The following is a 15,400-nucleotide window of genomic DNA, read 5'->3' on the forward strand; positions in this document are numbered from 1 at the left end:
CATGGTCGACACCGAACCCCGTACCAAGGCCGAGGCCCGCCGCCCGGCCGTGAGGGAACAGCGCGTCAAGGCGGTCGAGATCACGGGTGGGATCACGCTGCGACACCGGCTGCGGCGTGATCGCACGCTGATCCTGATGACGCTCCCGGCGATCCTCCTCCTGGTCGTCTTCGCGTACATCCCGCTCGCCGGGAACGTCGTCGCGTTCCAGGAGTACGACCCGTACATCGCCGACAACGCCTTCCAGGCGATCCTCCAGAGCCCCTGGGTCGGCCTCGAACAGTTCCAGCAGATGGTGAACGACCGGCTGTTCTGGGCGGCGCTGCGCAACACGCTCGCGATCTTCCTGATTCAGCTGACCCTGTTCTTCCCCGTCCCGGTCCTCCTCGCCCTGTTCATCAACAGCTTCGTCCGGCCGCGCGTGCGCGCGGTCGCGCAGGCGATCCTCTACCTTCCGCACTTCTTCTCCTGGGTGCTCGTCGTCACCGTCTTCCAGCAGATGTTCGGCGGCGCGGGCCTCATCTCGCAGACCCTGCGGGACCACGGCCACAACGGCATCGATCTGATGACCGACCCGGGGCTGTTCAAGTTCCTGATCACCTTCGAGATGATCTGGAAGGACGCCGGCTGGGGCGTCATCGTCTTCCTCGCGGCGCTCGCCTCCGTAAGCCCCGACCTGTACGAGGCGTCCGCGATGGACGGCGCGAACCGGTGGCGCCGCATGTGGCACATCACATTGCCCGCTCTACGCCCGGTCGTGGCGCTGCTGCTCGTGCTCCAGGTCGGCAACGCGCTGACCGTCGGCTTCGAGCAGATCCTGCTGCAACGGACGGCGGTGGGCCCCGGTGCCTCGGAGGTTCTGGACACCTACGTCTGGAACGTCGGCATCACCAACGGCGGCTTCAGTTACGCGGCGGCCGTCGGCATCGTCAAGGGAATCTTCGGCCTGCTGCTCGTGCTCGGGGCCAACAAGGTCGCCCATCTCATGGGCGAGCAGGGGGTGTACAAGAAGTGAGCCTGCTCGCAGGAAAGCTGAACGGACGGCAGCAGGGCCCTCTGGTACGGGGCAGGCTGCGGCCGGTCTGGGAGGAGGAGCCGACGAGGTCCGGACTCGCCACCAAGGGCGTCGTCCTCGTGGGCGTCTGCCTCGCGGTGCTCTTCCCGCTCTGGGTGGTGATCATCACGAGCCTGTCCTCGGTGCGGACCATCACCGAGACCGGCGGACTCGTCGTGATCCCCCGGGGCATCACCTTCGTCGCCTACCAGGAACTCCTCGGCGGCGGCCAGGTGACCAGGGCCACCGTCGTCAGCCTCTGTGTGACGGTGGTCGGCACGCTGTTCAGCATGACCGTGTCGGTCATGTGCGCGTACGGGCTCTCCCGCACCGGATCGGTCCTCCACCGGCCGTTCCTGGTGATCCTGCTCGCCACGATGTTCTTCGGCGCCGGACTCATCCCCACCTACCTGGTGGTGCAGGGCCTCGGCCTCACCGACTCCTATCTGTCGCTGATCCTCCCGAGCGCCCTGAACGTCTTCAACATCCTGGTCCTGCGCGCCTTCTTCATGAGCACCGCGCAGGAACTCATCGAGAGCGCCCGGATCGACGGGGCCGGCGACTTCCGCATCCTGTGGCAGATCGTCATGCCGCTCTCCCGGGCCGTCATCGCGGTGATCACGCTCTTCTACGCGGTCGGCTACTGGAGCGCCTGGTTCAACGCCTCGATCTACATCAGCGACCCGGACATGCTCCCGTTGCAGAACATCATGAACCAGCTGGTCCTCAAGCAGGAGCGGCCCGTCGGCCTCGCCCAGGCCATCAACACCGGGGGCCTGTCCCCGCTCGCCATCCAGATGGCCGTAATGGTGCTGGCCCTGCTGCCCGTCGCCGTCCTCTCGCCCTTCGTCCAGAAGCACTTCAAGAAGGGCATGCTCACCGGCGCGATCAAGGGCTGAGCCCCGGCGCCGCGCCCCGCACCGTACGACCCCACCACTCCCCCACCGGAAGGTGTTCGTCATGCGCGCTTCGTCCGTCCCCATGCCCCGCCGTCGCACCGTGCTCGCCGGAGCGGCCGTCGCGGCGGCGGCCTCCGCCCTGCCCGCCGCCGCCCCCGCGGTCGCCGCGCCCCGCCGCCGGAGGGAAACCGCCCAGGCGTACCGCTGGCGCACCGCGGCGATCGGCGGCACCGGATTCGTGACGGGCGTGCTCTTCCACCCGGCCGTGGCGGGCCTGGCCTATGCCCGTACCGACATCGGCGGCGCCTACCGCTGGGACGCGGCGCAGGCCCGCTGGACCGCGCTCACCGATCATCTCGGTTGGGACGACTGGAATCTGCTGGGCGTCGAGGCACTGGCCGTCGACCCGGCCTTCCCCGACCGGCTGTACCTCGCACTCGGTACCTACGCCCAGTCGTGGGCGGGTCCCGGCGCGGTGCTGAGATCGAACGACCGGGGCGCGACCTGGGCCCGCACGGACCTGACCGTGCGGCTCGGGGCGAACGAGGACGGCCGGGGTGCGGGCGAGCGGCTGCTCGTCGACCCGCGCGACAGCGAGACGCTCTGGCTCGGCACCCGCCACGACGGCCTGCTGCGCTCGACCGACCGCGGTGCCACCTGGGCCCCCGCCGCCTTCCCCGCCACCCCGTCGGCGAGCGGCCAGGGCGTCACGCTGCTCGTGGCCGCGGGCCGGACGGTGTACGCGGGCTGGGGCGACGGCGGCACCGCGCTCTACCGCACGGACGGCTCGGGCGGCTGGCAGGCGGTGCCGGGGCAGCCGTCCGCCGGTGCGGCGGCGACGAAGGTACCGATCCGTGCCGCGTACGACGCGGGCACCCAGGCGCTGTACGTGACCTACGCGGACGGCCCAGGACCCAACAACCAGTCCAACGGCTCCGTCCACCGCCTCGACACGGTGACGGGCGCCTGGACCGACGTCTCTCCCGTCGCGCCGAGCGGCGGCGACGCCTTCGGCTACGGCGGTGTCGCCGTCGACGCGCTCCGCCCGGGGACGGTCGTCGTGTCGACCAACAACCGCTGGGGGGCCGTCGACACCCTCTTCCGATCCACGGACGGCGGCGCAAACTGGACCTCCCTGAAGGACTCCGCGGTCCTCGACGTGTCCGAGACCCCGTATCTGCGCTGGGGCGGGAGCGAGGCGAAGTTCGGCTGGTGGATCCAGGCCCTCGCCGTCGACCCCTTCGACTCGCGGCGCATCGTGTACGGCACGGGCGCCACGATCTTCGGGACGCGCGACCTGGTGCACTGGGCGCCGGAGATCCGGGGCCTGGAGGAGTCGGCCGTACGGCAGCTGATCGCGCCGCCTTCGGGCGGGGCCCAACTCCTCAGCGGGCTGGGGGACATCGGCGTGATGTACCACGAGTCGCTGACCTCGTCCCCATCACGCGGCATGGCGTCGAATCCGGTCTCCGGCTCGGCCACCGGGCTGGCGCTGGCCACGCTCAAGCCCTCCTACGTCGTACGGGCCGGCTGGCCATCGGGCGGGGCCGCCGGAGCGTACTCGAACGACGGCGGCGCGAGCTGGCAGCCGTTCGCCTCCCAGCCGTCCCTGGCCGCTTCGGCTCCCGGCCCGATCGCCGTGAGCGCGGACGGCGCGACGCTCCTCTGGTCGTTCATCCACTGGGACGGCACGAAGTACCCCGCCCACCGCTCGACGGACGGCGGCGCCACCTGGGCCGAGGTCCCCACCTTCCCGAAGGGCGGCACACCGGTCGCCGACCCGCTCGACGCCAAGCGCTTCTATGTGTACGACACCGACACGGGTGCGGTGTTCGCGTCGAACGACGCGGGCGCAACCTTCACCCGGGGTGCCTCGCAACTGCCTTCCGGTGACGTGCAGTTCCGTATCGCGGCAGCTCCCGGCCGCAGCGGCGACCTGTGGCTCTCGGCGAAGGACAACGGGCTGTTCCGCTCGACGGACGGCGGTCTCGCTTTCACCGCGGTGGTGGGCTGCCATGCCTCGCACGCCCTCGGCTTCGGCAAGGCGGCGCCTTCGACGGGCCGGCGGGTCAGGGCCACCTACCCGGCGATCTACCAGACCGGCAGGGTCTCCGCGGCGTACGACGGTGTCGCGGTACTGCGCTCCGACGACGCCGGGGCGACCTGGGTCCGGATCAACGACCAGGCGCACCAGTGGGGGTGGACCGGCGAGGTCATCACCGGCGACCCCCGCGTGTACGGCCGGGTCTACCTCGGCACCAACGGCCGCGGTATCCAGTACGCGGACCCCGAGTGAGAAACGAGACGTCCATGCCGTCCCTGCGCGACGCCGCCCGCGGCCGCATCCTCTTCGGTGGCGACTACAACCCCGAGCAGTGGCCCGAGAAGGTGTGGACCGAGGACGCCCGGCTGATGCGGGAGGCGGGCGTCAACTCCGTCACCCTCGGCGTGTTCTCCTGGGCGAAGATCGAACCACGCCCGGGAGCACGGGAGTTCGGCTGGCTCGACCGGCTGATGGACCTGATGCACGCGCACGGCATCGGAGTCGTCCTCGCCACACCGACCTCGTCGCCACCGCCCTGGATGGGCGCGCTGCACCCGGAGACGCTGCCGCGCTCCGAGGACGGTTCGGTGGTCTGGTACGGGTCCCGGCAGCACTTCTGTGCCAGTTCGCCCCTCTACCGGCGCTACGCCGCCGCGCTCACCGAGGACCTGGCGGCGCGGTACGCGGACCACCCGGCGCTCACCGTGTGGCACATCAACAACGAGTACTGCACGCACTGCTGGTGCGATGCCACCGCCGAGCACTTCCGGCGCTGGCTGACCAACCGCTACACCACACTGCCGGCACTCAACGAGGCATGGGGCACTTCCTTCTGGAGTCAGGGATACGACTCCTGGACGGAGATCCTGCCGCCCCGCAAGGCGCAGTACCTGCACAACCCGGCGCAGCTGCTGGACTTCAAACGGTTCACGTCCGACGCACTGATGGAGTGCTATCTCGCCGAGCGCGACATCGTCGCCCGGCACAGCCCGCACATCCCGGTGACCACCAACTTCATGCCGCTGTGGTCGGGTCAGGACGCATGGGCGTGGGCGGCCGAGGAGGACATCGTCTCGGTCGACATCTATCCGGATCCGCGGGACCCGCAGGGCGGCCAGTACAACGCGATGCTCGCCGATATGACGCGCTCGCAGGCCGGCGGCCCGTGGATGGTGATGGAGCAGGCCGCGGGCCCGGTCAACTGGCGTGGGGTCAACCACCCCAAACCGGCGGGGCTCAACCGGCTCTGGTCGATGCAGTCCGTGGCCCGTGGCGCCGACGCAATCTGCTATTTCCAGTGGCGGCAGTCCCGGCAGGGTGCGGAGAAGTTCCACTCGGGCATGCTCGGCCACGCGGGCGAACAGGGCCGCACCTTCGGTGAGATCAAGCAGATCGGAGCGGAGCTCGAACTCATCGGCCCGGAGGTCAGCGGCACGGCCGTGACCTCCGACGTGGCGATCCTGCACGACTGGGACGCGTGGTGGGCGGGCGCGCAGGAGGGCCGTCCGTCCTCTCTGCTCTCGTACACGGAGGTCGCGCAGTCCTGGCACCGCGGTCTGTGGGAAGGCGGTTACGCGACCGAATTCGCCCGCCCGAACGCCGACTTGAGCGCGTACCGGATGGTCGCCGTACCCCACCTCTACCTCCTCACGGACGCGGCGATCGACAACCTGGTCACGTACGTCCGAGGCGGCGGCACACTGGTCTGCGGGTTCTTCACCGGCATCGCCGACGAGGACGACCGGATCAGGCCGGGCGGCATGGACGCACGGCTGCGCGAGCTGTTCGGCATCCGTACGGTGCACGAGTGGTGGCCGCTCGACGCCGACGCGGTGGTGGAGTGCGAGGGCTTCGACGGCGGGCGGTGGTCAGAGGAGCTGGAGCCTGACGGCAGCGCGGAGACGGTCGCCGCCTACCGCGGCGGCGAGCTCGACGGACTGCCCGCGGTGCTGCGGAAGGGCTCCGCCTGGTACGTGTCGACGCTGCCGGCCCCGGAAGCCCTGCGCGCGCTGCTGGGCCGAGCGGCCGGGGATGCGGGCGCCCGCCCCGTGCTGGCGGACCTGCCCGCCGGGGTGGAGGCGGTGCGCCGGGGTGACGTGCTGTTCCTGCTCCACCACGGCCGGGGCCGGGTGACCGTACCGCTGCCCGGTCCGTACGTCGATCTCCTCACCGGCACGAAGACGGACGGCAGCGTGGTGCTGGACCGCTACGGCGTCGCCGCGCTCAGGAGCACCACCGCACCATGACCAACGGCACGAAGGACCGGCCCCCGCTCAGGCTCCGGCGGGGGCCGGTCCCGTGCTGGCCCTGATCGTCAATTCCGGTGTCAGCAGCTCGACTTCGTCCGTCCCGCGACCGGCGAGCTTGGCCACGACCTGCTCGACCGCCCGGCGGCCCATCTCCTGGGCCGGAATGGCCACCGAGGTGAGCCGCACGGATGCCTGGGAGGCCACCTGGTCGGGGCAGATCGCGACGACGGAGACATCCTCGGGCACGGCGCGACCCTGCTGCTGGAGCAGGTTGAGCAGTGGCTCGACGGCGGCCTCGTTCTGCACGATGAATCCGGTGGTGCCCGGCCGCTCGTCGAAGATACGGGCCAGCGTGCCGGCCATCGCCGCGTAGCCGCCCTCGCACGGCCGGTGCAGCACCCGGACGCCTTCCTCGCGGGCCTTGGCCCGCACTCCGTCCACGGTGCGCTCGGCGAAGCCGGTGTGCCGTTCGTACACCGCTGCGGCCTCCCCGATCACCGCGAGTTCGCGGTGCCCGAGACCGGCGAGGTGTTCCACGCAGAGCGCGCCGGTCGCCTCGAAGTCGAGGTCCACGCAGGTCAGCCCGTCCGTGACGGCGGGCAGGCCGATGAGGACGGCGGCCCGGTCGGTCTCCCTGAGCAGGGGCAGGCGCTCGTCCTGGAGCTCCACGTCCATCAGGATCATGGCGTCCGCGAGGGAACTGCCCGCGATCCGCCGCACGGCCGCTGGGCCTTCCTCCCCGGTGAGGAGGAGGACGTCGTACCCGTGCGTGCGGGCGGTGGTGGCGACGGCGATGGCGATCTCCATCATCACCGGCACATACATGTCGGTGCGCAGGGGCACCATCAGCGCGATGATGTTGGACCGGCTGCTGGCCAGGGCACGGGCGCCCGCGTTGGGGTGGTAGCCGAGCTGCTGGATGCTCTGCTCCACCCGCTCACGGGTCGAGGCCGAGATGGAGCGCTTCCCGCTGAGGACGTAGCTCACCGTGCTCGCGGAGACTCCGGCGTGCTGGGCGACCTCGGCAAGCGTGACCATGCAGCTCTCCATTACGGACGACGATTGACGGAATAACGATTCTTCGAAGCGCTTCGACGCAGAGTCTCGGCAACCCATTTACCATCTGACATGCACAGATACTTGGAGCCTAGAGCGCTCCGCACAGCCTGTCCAGAGAGCAATCGAAGCGCTTCGACAATCATGTCTCCCGCCGCCTCTCCCGACACCTCCGCCAGGCCGGCTCGCGGCCGGGGACAGTCAGTAGTCGCCGCCGAGGACGAAAAGGTTGCCGCGCCCCACGGACTACCTGCCGTACACGCCAGACTAACGGCGGTCCGGACCGCCCGGACGGGAACCCGGAGCGACTGTCGGAGGCGGGTGGTATCCATGATCCCCATGGATACCGAGCACGCTTCCCCGGATGACCTCGCCGCCCTGCGCGCGGCCTTCGACGTGGACGACGACGGCGCGTCGGCGCTCGGGCAGGAGGCGGTCCGGGCCTTCGAGGCCGAGCACGGCGTCGTCCTGCCCGAGCCGTACCGCACGTTCGTCGCGGAGATAACCGACGGCTCGTACGCCGGGCCTCCCGACTTCGGCCTCGTGGCGCTGGCCGAACTGCCGGACGACTGGGGGGACGAGCGTCCCGAGCGCCGGCTGGACCTGCCCTTCCCGCTGACCGAGGCCTGGGTGTGGGAGGACGATCCGAGACCGCTGGAGGAGATCGAACCGCTCCTGGACCCGGTCTTCGACCACGGTTCGGTCGTGCTGGGCACGGACGGCTGCGGGATGTACTGGCACCTCGTCGTGACCGGACCTCACCGGGGGCATGTCTGGAACATCTCCGGCGAGGGGGCGGCGCCGTTCGGAGCGGAGTTCGGCTTCGGTACAAGCGCCCCCGGCTTCGCGGGGTGGGTGAGCCACTGGGCCGCGAACAAGTCGTGGTTCGACTCCCCCTGAACCACGGTGCCCTGAACCACGGCGGCCCGCTCAGCTCTCCAGCAGGACGGGGAAGGCCTCCATGTCGTTCTGCGTCATCACCGGCAGCTTGCGGATCTCGTCGTCGTCGATCGCGAGCCGCAGCCCGGGGAAGCGCCCGAACAGCGCGGGCAGCGCGATGCCCGCTTCCACCCGGGACAGTGCGGCTCCGGGGCAGATGTGCGGGCCGTGCCCGAACGTCATGTGGCGGATGGGCGCGGTCCTGGTGATGTCGAAGGCATCGGCGTCGGCGCCGTGCTGCACGGTGTCGCGGCCGATGGCGCGGTAGGAGATGACCACTCCCTCCCCCTTCGCGATCACGTCGTCGCCCACCTCGATGTCCTCCGTGGCGAAGCGCATCAGCAGGTGCGTGGTGGGGGTGTCCCAGCGCAGGGTCTCCTCGATCACGGCCTCCCAGGAGACCTCACCGGCCAGGACCATCCGCAACTGCTCGGGGTGGGCGAGCAGCGCCCGTACGGCGTTGAGGATCAGCCCGATGGTCGTCTCGTGCCCGGCCGCGACCATCGCCTTGAGGTTGCCCACCACCTCTTCCTGGGTGAGCGGTTCGCCGCCCTCGTCGGCGAGGATGAGCGCGGTGGTCAGATCGTCCGTGGGCCGGGCCGCCTTCTCCCGTACCAACTGCGCGTAGAAGACGTCCAGCTCGGCGAGCAGCGCGAGCCGTTCCTCCTGCGGGGTGAGCATGGAGAAGAACGCCTTGTACCGCCGCGTCAGCATGGCGTGCTCGCTCTCGTCCACGCCCATCAGCAGCCCGACGACACGCATCGGCAGGGGCTGGGCGAACACGCTCTTGAGGTCGACCTTGGCGCCGTCCTTGCCCTGCGCGGCAAGTTCGTCGAGCAGTTCCTCGGTGAACCGCTCGATGTCCGGACGCATCTCCTCCAGCCGGCGCGGGGTGAGCGCCTGGGAGGTCTTGGTCCGCAGCCGCCGGTGCTCAGCCCCGTCCACGGTGAACATGGAGCGCCCGGCGTCGATCATGCCGATCAGCGGCCAGGCGTGCGTCACCTCGCCGCTCTGCCAGAGCCCCCAGGCGTCGAGGTCCTTCACCAGCCGTGTGTCAAGAAGGAGTTGGCGGGCCTCGGCGTGGCGGGTGACGGTCCAGGCCGGCACGCCGAGCAGCTCGATCCGCGCCAGCGGTCCGGCCTCGCGCAGCCGCTCCGTCTCACCGTCGAGATCCTGCACCATGGGGTCGATGACCACGGCGGCATGGGGGCACTTCACAACGAGTCTCCTGTCGGACGTACGGGGGTGAAGCGGACGGGAAGTGATGTCATCCCGCGCAGAAAGGCAGAGGGCCGCCGTACGAGGTCCTCGGCGGCCACGGCGAGTTCGAGGTCCGGCAGGCGGTCGAGCAGCACCTCGATGCCGGTACGGGCGATGATCTCGGCGATCTCCTGCGCGGGGAACGGGCAGCGGTACTCGCCATGACTGAAGGCAAGGTGCGCACTGTTGCCGCCCTGCCCCGACATGCTGCCCGTGCCGGAGATCCGCTGGCGCATGTGCGGGTCGGCGTTGGCGGCCCCCAGCCCGAGGAGCAGCATGTCCCCCTTGCGGATGGGACGGCCGCCGAGCTGGGTGTCCCTGGCGGCCCAGCGCCCGGCGAGGATCTGGGTGGGCCCGTCCTCCCAGAGCACCTCGTTCATGGCCTCGGCGACGCTGCGGCGACCGCCGGCGAGCGCCTCGGCGAACTCGTCGTCGGTGAGCATCAGCCGCATGGAGTTGCCGATCCAGTCGGCGGTGGTGAGATGTCCGGCGGCCGTGATGGCCATCAGATCGAGTACGTACTCCTCGTCGGTGAACGCCTCGGGATGGGCCAGCATCCGTGAGGTCACGTCGTTCCCCGGATCGGCCCGCCGCGCGGCGAGCAGCCGCTGCATGTGCTCCCCGAACCGGAGGTGGGCCTCCTGCGCGCCGGGCCCGCCGTCGGCCAGTTCCTTGAGCACCTGCGCGATGCTCAGCCCCTCGTCGTCCGGAAACCCGACCAGGCGGGCGAGGACGAGCACGGGGAGCGGCTCGGCGAATTCGGCGATCAGATCGGCGGTACCGCGCCGGCACACGTCGTCGATCAGCCGGTCGGCCAACTGCTCGCAGTGGCCGCGCAGTTCGTGCGGCTCCACACCCTCCAGCGCGGGTCCCACCATCTCGGCGTGCCGCCGGTGCTCGGCGCCCGCGGTGAAGTAGATGGACGGCATGGGCCGCCCGACCATCGGCAACAGCGGCCAGTCGTCCGGCAGACGTCCCCACTGGTTCCACAGCCCGACGTCCCGGGGGAACAACTCGCCGTCGCTCGTGACCTGATGGAGCTCCCGGTACCCGATGACCAGCCAGGCCGGGACGTCCCCGACCAGCTCCACGGGCACGACAGCCCCGTGATCGCGGCGCATGGTGCGGTAGAGGGCCTGGGGCTCGGTATGGAACCCGGGACCGCTGAGCGGAACGGCGGCAGGTCCTGAACCCACCGGACAGCCACCACCGGAGCGGGCATCCGTGACGGAATCGGGCGAGGGCACAGCGGATGAGGGGTGCGTCATCGTCCTGACTCCTGTGGCGGAAGCTTCACGCGTCGCGATCATACGATCAACGCGGCCCCACTATATGGATGTTGTGCGAAGCGAAGTCCATCAATCGCGGCCACATCCTTGCCTCACTGCACACAAATGCGCCATGAACGGTCGGGGTCGACCGCGAGACCCGGACCCGACCGGCGCCCGGTCGCCGTCTCCTTGCCGACGGCGGCGGACACGTCCATTCCCACCGCGAGAGGCTTCTCTCCCGCGTAGATGTCGAACACCCGCTCACCCGGCTCCAGTTTGCGGATTTCAGCGAGCTTGACGGTCACCTCGTAGATGCCGTACCCGAACCCACCGGCCGTGCAAGGCCGGTCGGCCGTCCCCGAGCCCTCCGAGCTGCCGGTCACGATCACCGTTCCGCACGTACGGACCTGGCCGGGGGGGGCTCACAGGTCCTGTCCCCGGCCACATCCGCCCGCCGAGATCGTCGCGAACCCTGCGCCGCCTGACAACGCGGTGGGGTGGCGTCTCCGTGCCATTGACACAAGAACGTCAAGCGAAACACCGTGCCACCGCGTGCGCGCGGCTGCGGCCATGGGCGTTAAGGGCCTCAGGGCTGGTAGACCGCCCAGGTCTTCGGAGTTTCCGAGACCTTCACCGCACTGAGTTCGGGCAGTTCCTCACACCATGTGTCGTAGATCCACTTCGCGAGGTTCTCGGCCGACGGAGGGACACCCTCCATCGCCTCGTTGAGGTGCCGGTGGTCGAGCGTGGCGTCCATCCACTTCTTGAACACGGAGAGTTCCCGGAAGTCGCGTACGAATCCGTTCTCCGTGCGGGAGTCGTCCGGCGCCGACAGTTCCAGCACCACGATGTAGTTGTGTCCGTGCATCCGGGCGCATGGGTGCAAGCCCGGCAGGCGGTCCAGGACGTGGCTGGCGGAGAAGTGGAACTCCTTACTGATGGTGAACATGGCCGTTCCCGCCTCCCGCGCCCCTCTCCGGGGATGACGAGAACCCCGCTACGGCCTTCCACGAGGGCTTCCGCCACGCGCGTGAGCGCGTGGCGGCTCTCCGTACGGTCGACGAAAACCGCCGACACGCTGCCCCCACCGTTTCCCCTCTCGAACCTATGGCTGCACGGCGTCCGGATGCAGGATCCGGGCGAGGAAGGCCTTGGTGCGGGGGTGTTCGGGCCGGGCCAGCACATCCTCCGGGGCGCCTTCCTCCACCACTCGGCCGTCGTCCATGAAGACCACACGGTCGGCCACGTCACGGGCGAAGCCCATCTCGTGGGTGACGACCATCATCGTCATGCCCTCGTTGGCCAGGGTGCGCATGACCCCCAGGACGTCGCCCACGAGTTCGGGGTCGAGCGCGCTGGTCGGCTCGTCGAAGAGCATCAGCCCGGGGCCCATCGACAGGGCCCGGGCGATGGCCACGCGCTGCTGCTGTCCGCCCGACAGCTGGGAGGGGAAGCTGTCCTCGCGGTCGGCCAGACCGACCTTGGCAAGGTTCTCCCGGGCGACGCGGCCGGCTTCCTCCTTGTCTACCCCGAGAACCCGGCGCTGAGCGATCGTCAGGTTGTCGAGGACGTTCAGATGAGGAAAGAGGTTGAATTGCTGGAAGACCATGCCGATCCGTCGGCGCATCGCGTCCAGATCGATGTCCGGATCGGTCATGTCGACACCGCCGACGGTGACCGTGCCGCTGGTCGGCTCCTCCAGCAGATTCACACAGCGAAGCAGGGTCGACTTCCCCGACCCCGAGGGGCCGACGACGCATACGACCTCGCCGGGCGCGACCGTGAAGTCGATGCCGCGCAGCACTTCGACGTCGCCGAACGACTTGCGCAGCCCCCGGACCTCGATCGCCGCGGTGATGTCCGCCATCCCGTGATCACCTTGCCTGTGCATGACGGGCCTCTAGGCGCCGTACGAGATAGCCGAGCGGGACAGTGATCAGGAGGTAGCACAGCCCCGCGACGAAGATGGGCGTGGTATTGGCCGTCGTACTGGCCAAGTCACGTCCGAATTTGGTGAGTTCACGCTGTTGGAGGGTGACGCCCAGGAACAGCACCAGCGAGGAGTCCTTGAAGAGCAGGACCATTTCGTTGGTGAGCGGCGGCACGATGATCCGGAATGCCTGGGGGATCACGATCGACCGCATCGCGGTGGCGTGCGACATGCCCAGCGTGCGCGCCGCCTCTAGCTGACCGCGCGGTACCGCCTGGATGCCAGCCCGGATGGTCTCCGCCATGTACGCGGCGGAGACCAGACCGAGGGCGCAGGCGACCTGCCCGTACGTCTCCCCGGGGAAGACGAGCCCCGGGAAGGCGAGCGGCACGCCCACGCCGACGAAGATGAAGATCAGCAGGGCGGGCAGGCCGCGGAAGAACTCGATGTACGCCATCGCGAGCCAGCGGTACGGCGCGACGGACGACAGCCGCATCAAGGCTACGACAAGTCCCAGTACGAGTCCGACGCCGAAGCCGGTCAGCGTGTACACCAGGGTGTTCAGCAGTGCGACCGTGATGAGTTCGGGAAAGAGCCGCCGGGCGACCGACGGGTCCAGGAACTGCTGCTGGAGCTGCTGCCAGTCGGCCAGCGAACCCACGACCACCACGGCGATCACGAAGACGGCGTACTGCACCCCGCGGGAGATACGGCGTCGGCGGCGCGGCGACATCCGGGGCCGCGCAGCCGCCTCTTCGCGGTCCTTGCCTTTGATCAGGGTGGTCACTGGGCGTCTGCACCCTTCGGCATCGGCCCGATCCACTGCTCGTACAGCTTCTTGTACGTGCCGTCGGACTTCGCGTCCTTGATCGCCTTGTCGATCGCCGCGAGAAGCTTGGGGTTGCCGTCCTTGCGGACCGCGAAGCCGTACTGCTCACCGGTGTCGAGATTGCCCACGATCTCGAACTTGGCTGAGTTGGCAGGGTCCTTGAGCCAGTTCTGCACGACCGGGTAGTCCTGCACGATGACATCCACCTGCCCGGTACGCAGCCCGTTGAGCTCCGCGTCCGAACTCTCGAAGGACTGCGGGTCGGCGCCGTGCTCCCTGGCGAAGTCCTCGCCGGTGGTGGAGGACTGGGATCCGAGCTTGAGCTTCTGCGCGGTGATGTCCTCGACAGTCGCCGCCTTGACGCCCTTGCGGGCCAACAGGGCCTGCGTGGCGTCGAAGTACGGGGCGGAGAAGTCCAGATTCGCCTTGCGTTCGTCGGTGATCGTCATGCCGGCGGCAGCCACGTCACAGACACTGGCGTTGAGGTCGGCACCGGTCTTGATCGTCTCGAACGACTTGTCCACGACGACCTGCTTCACGCCCAGATCCTCGGCGACCAGATCGATCATCGAGACATCGAACCCGACCACCTCTCCGTCCTTCTCGGACTGGAAGGGTGCATACGGCAGATGCGTACAGGTGGTTATCTGGCCGGACTTGACCAACTTCGCGCCCTTGACGGTCGCTCCGTCATCGCTGCTGCTACAGGCACTGAGCGGAAGGGCAAGCGCAACGGCCGTGCAGAGCACGGCGATCCGGCGGGAGGGCAGGCGGGACGAGCTCATGGCAGTTCCCCTTGCGCACGAAGGACGGACTCGCGGACTCGCGGATCGGCGCTGAGCCGCGATCAAAGTCCGCACAGAATGTCGGAGCCCTGAGCGAAAGTCCACCCTGCCTCATTCACCTTGACTCCGTCGCTTGTCACCCACGCAGTCCGGACGCATCGGTCTGCTGGTGACGCGAGCGCTCCACCCAGTTCACGGCGCCCTGAACAGCCCCGGGAAGCGGGGAGCGAGCCAGGGCTTGCGACCCCACGCGAGGACGCGGCCCGAGGCCATGGCGGCCCAGAGACTGCGGCGGCCCAGCGCCATCAGGAAGAACGTGACCGGTTCGATGTGGATCGTGCAGTCCGGGCGGTCCAGAGGCTGTGGCGTGACCGTTACCGCTCCGTCGGCGAACGTCACGCCGAAGTGGGCTTCGCCGCCCCACAGGCGGACCGTGTAGCGAGCGGTCAGACCGGCCGTGGCAGCGGCATCGGTCACCCGGGGCATGGCGGCGATCAGGAACGGCAGGGTCAGCTCCACCCGGGCACGATCGATCATGTGCGGACGGCCCAGTGCGCGGGCGAGGTCGTAACCGTGTCCGAGCATGTGCGCCAACAGATACGAACCGAGCACCTCGGCGCTCATCGTGCCCAACGGCGTCGCCACCGTCCCCTCCGACGCGCGGCGGTCCACCGCCATCGCCTCGATGTACGCGTCAGCCTGCGCAACGATCATCCCGGCCAGCGGAACGGCCCCACGCTCGTCGAACGCGGCGAGCGCGCGCTCGTTCGCCCCCGCGAGGCTCTGCGGCGTGCCGTCGCCGTGGCTGCGCTCGCGCCCTGCGGCGATGTCGGCCATCAGCTCGTTGGCCTGAGCCAGGTGCGCCGCCGCCTCGCCGATGTTCCAATCCGAGCCCGGTACGGGAGCGCCCATGTCGGTGGCCTCGCGGAGCACCGCGGCGATGTCCGCCGCGGTGTCGCGTATCGCGTCGGCGAGTTCCTCGGGCAGAGTGCCCCGTACGTCCTGGCCGGACTGCTCAGCCACTGGTTCCACACCGCACCTGTCCTCGAAGGTCGTTACCCGCGGTACACAAGACGGATACACA

At 69.4% G+C, this 15,400-nt stretch carries 14 protein-coding genes; 5 read left to right on the forward strand and 9 right to left on the reverse strand.

Annotated features, from left to right (window positions below; all coding sequences use genetic code 11):
• Nucleotide 1 precedes the first annotated feature (1 nt).
• The 4 genes from ACWGO0_RS10130 (at nucleotide 2) to ACWGO0_RS10145 (ending at nucleotide 6,243) form a co-directional block, all read left to right on the forward strand.
• Nucleotides 2–1,015, forward strand: coding sequence for an ABC transporter permease (locus tag ACWGO0_RS10130; protein ID WP_453530865.1), 1,014 nt, complete (start codon nucleotides 2–4; stop codon nucleotides 1,013–1,015).
• A 2-nt stretch (nucleotides 1,016–1,017) separates the two neighbouring features.
• Nucleotides 1,018–1,953 carry a carbohydrate ABC transporter permease gene (locus ACWGO0_RS10135; RefSeq protein ID WP_453531152.1) on the forward strand — a complete coding sequence of 312 codons (936 nt, stop codon included), beginning with the start codon at nucleotides 1,018–1,020 and terminating at the stop codon, nucleotides 1,951–1,953.
• 61 nt (nucleotides 1,954–2,014) lie between these two features.
• A complete protein-coding gene (locus ACWGO0_RS10140; protein ID WP_453530868.1) occupies nucleotides 2,015–4,249 on the forward strand; it encodes a 1,4-beta-glucanase in 2,235 nt (744 codons plus the stop codon).
• 14 nt (nucleotides 4,250–4,263) lie between these two features.
• Entirely contained in the window at nucleotides 4,264–6,243 is a 1,980-nt protein-coding gene (locus tag ACWGO0_RS10145; RefSeq protein ID WP_453530871.1) for a beta-galactosidase, read from the forward strand.
• Nucleotides 6,244–6,270: 27 nt separating this feature from the next.
• On the opposite strand, the gene ACWGO0_RS10150 is transcribed toward ACWGO0_RS10145, so the two are convergent.
• Entirely contained in the window at nucleotides 6,271–7,284 is a 1,014-nt protein-coding gene (locus ACWGO0_RS10150; RefSeq protein ID WP_453530874.1) for a LacI family DNA-binding transcriptional regulator, read from the reverse strand.
• A gap of 357 nt (nucleotides 7,285–7,641) precedes the next feature.
• Between ACWGO0_RS10150 and ACWGO0_RS10155 the strand changes: the two genes are divergently transcribed.
• Nucleotides 7,642–8,202 carry an SMI1/KNR4 family protein gene (locus ACWGO0_RS10155; RefSeq protein ID WP_453531155.1) on the forward strand — a complete coding sequence of 187 codons (561 nt, stop codon included), beginning with the start codon at nucleotides 7,642–7,644 and terminating at the stop codon, nucleotides 8,200–8,202.
• Nucleotides 8,203–8,232: 30 nt separating this feature from the next.
• Here the strand turns inward: ACWGO0_RS10155 and ACWGO0_RS10160 are convergent, their stop codons facing one another.
• The 8 genes from ACWGO0_RS10160 to ACWGO0_RS10195 all read right to left on the reverse strand — a co-directional run bounded on the left by ACWGO0_RS10160 (nucleotide 8,233) and on the right by ACWGO0_RS10195 (nucleotide 15,348).
• Nucleotides 8,233–9,423: a cytochrome P450 family protein gene (locus tag ACWGO0_RS10160; protein ID WP_453531158.1), complete on the reverse strand. Its 1,191-nt coding sequence runs from the start codon at nucleotides 9,421–9,423 to the stop codon at nucleotides 8,233–8,235.
• Between the two features lie 32 nt (nucleotides 9,424–9,455).
• Nucleotides 9,456–10,769, reverse strand: a complete 1,314-nt coding sequence (locus tag ACWGO0_RS10165; RefSeq protein WP_453530876.1) for a cytochrome P450 — start codon at nucleotides 10,767–10,769, stop codon at nucleotides 9,456–9,458.
• A 113-nt stretch (nucleotides 10,770–10,882) separates the two neighbouring features.
• A complete protein-coding gene (locus tag ACWGO0_RS10170; RefSeq protein ID WP_453530879.1) occupies nucleotides 10,883–11,155 on the reverse strand; it encodes a malectin domain-containing carbohydrate-binding protein in 273 nt (90 codons plus the stop codon).
• Between the two features lie 203 nt (nucleotides 11,156–11,358).
• Nucleotides 11,359–11,721: a 6-pyruvoyl trahydropterin synthase family protein gene (locus tag ACWGO0_RS10175; protein ID WP_453530882.1), complete on the reverse strand. Its 363-nt coding sequence runs from the start codon at nucleotides 11,719–11,721 to the stop codon at nucleotides 11,359–11,361.
• A gap of 156 nt (nucleotides 11,722–11,877) precedes the next feature.
• Nucleotides 11,878–12,639, reverse strand: a complete 762-nt coding sequence (locus ACWGO0_RS10180) for an amino acid ABC transporter ATP-binding protein (RefSeq protein ID WP_453530885.1) — start codon at nucleotides 12,637–12,639, stop codon at nucleotides 11,878–11,880.
• Nucleotides 12,640–12,646: 7 nt separating this feature from the next.
• On the reverse strand, nucleotides 12,647–13,435 hold the full coding sequence (locus ACWGO0_RS10185) for an amino acid ABC transporter permease (RefSeq protein WP_453531161.1): 789 nt from the start codon (nucleotides 13,433–13,435) through the stop codon (nucleotides 12,647–12,649).
• Nucleotides 13,436–13,485: 50 nt separating this feature from the next.
• Entirely contained in the window at nucleotides 13,486–14,316 is an 831-nt protein-coding gene (locus ACWGO0_RS10190; protein WP_453530888.1) for an ABC transporter substrate-binding protein, read from the reverse strand.
• A 192-nt stretch (nucleotides 14,317–14,508) separates the two neighbouring features.
• Nucleotides 14,509–15,348, reverse strand: coding sequence for a maleylpyruvate isomerase family mycothiol-dependent enzyme (locus ACWGO0_RS10195; protein ID WP_453530891.1), 840 nt, complete (start codon nucleotides 15,346–15,348; stop codon nucleotides 14,509–14,511).
• Nucleotides 15,349–15,400 lie beyond the last annotated feature (52 nt).

Source organism: Streptomyces sp. NPDC055749, assembly GCF_053617235.1.

Excerpts from the sequence above, each read along its gene's own strand:
- ACWGO0_RS10150 (WP_453530874.1), bottom strand. The coding sequence starts at position 7,284 with ATGGTCACGCTTGCCGAGGTCGCCCAGCACGCCGGAGTCTCCGCGAGC.
- ACWGO0_RS10175 (WP_453530882.1), bottom strand. The coding sequence starts at position 11,721 with ATGTTCACCATCAGTAAGGAGTTCCACTTCTCCGCCAGCCACGTCCTG.
- ACWGO0_RS10145 (WP_453530871.1), top strand. The coding sequence starts at position 4,264 with ATGCCGTCCCTGCGCGACGCCGCCCGCGGCCGCATCCTCTTCGGTGGC.
- ACWGO0_RS10130 (WP_453530865.1), top strand. The coding sequence starts at position 2 with ATGGTCGACACCGAACCCCGTACCAAGGCCGAGGCCCGCCGCCCGGCC.
- ACWGO0_RS10165 (WP_453530876.1), bottom strand. The coding sequence starts at position 10,769 with ATGACGCACCCCTCATCCGCTGTGCCCTCGCCCGATTCCGTCACGGAT.
- ACWGO0_RS10180 (WP_453530885.1), bottom strand. The coding sequence starts at position 12,639 with ATGGCGGACATCACCGCGGCGATCGAGGTCCGGGGGCTGCGCAAGTCG.
- ACWGO0_RS10140 (WP_453530868.1), top strand. The coding sequence starts at position 2,015 with ATGCGCGCTTCGTCCGTCCCCATGCCCCGCCGTCGCACCGTGCTCGCC.
- ACWGO0_RS10155 (WP_453531155.1), top strand. The coding sequence starts at position 7,642 with ATGGATACCGAGCACGCTTCCCCGGATGACCTCGCCGCCCTGCGCGCG.
- ACWGO0_RS10160 (WP_453531158.1), bottom strand. The coding sequence starts at position 9,423 with ATGGTGCAGGATCTCGACGGTGAGACGGAGCGGCTGCGCGAGGCCGGA.
- ACWGO0_RS10190 (WP_453530888.1), bottom strand. The coding sequence starts at position 14,316 with ATGAGCTCGTCCCGCCTGCCCTCCCGCCGGATCGCCGTGCTCTGCACG.
- ACWGO0_RS10185 (WP_453531161.1), bottom strand. The coding sequence starts at position 13,435 with ATGTCGCCGCGCCGCCGACGCCGTATCTCCCGCGGGGTGCAGTACGCC.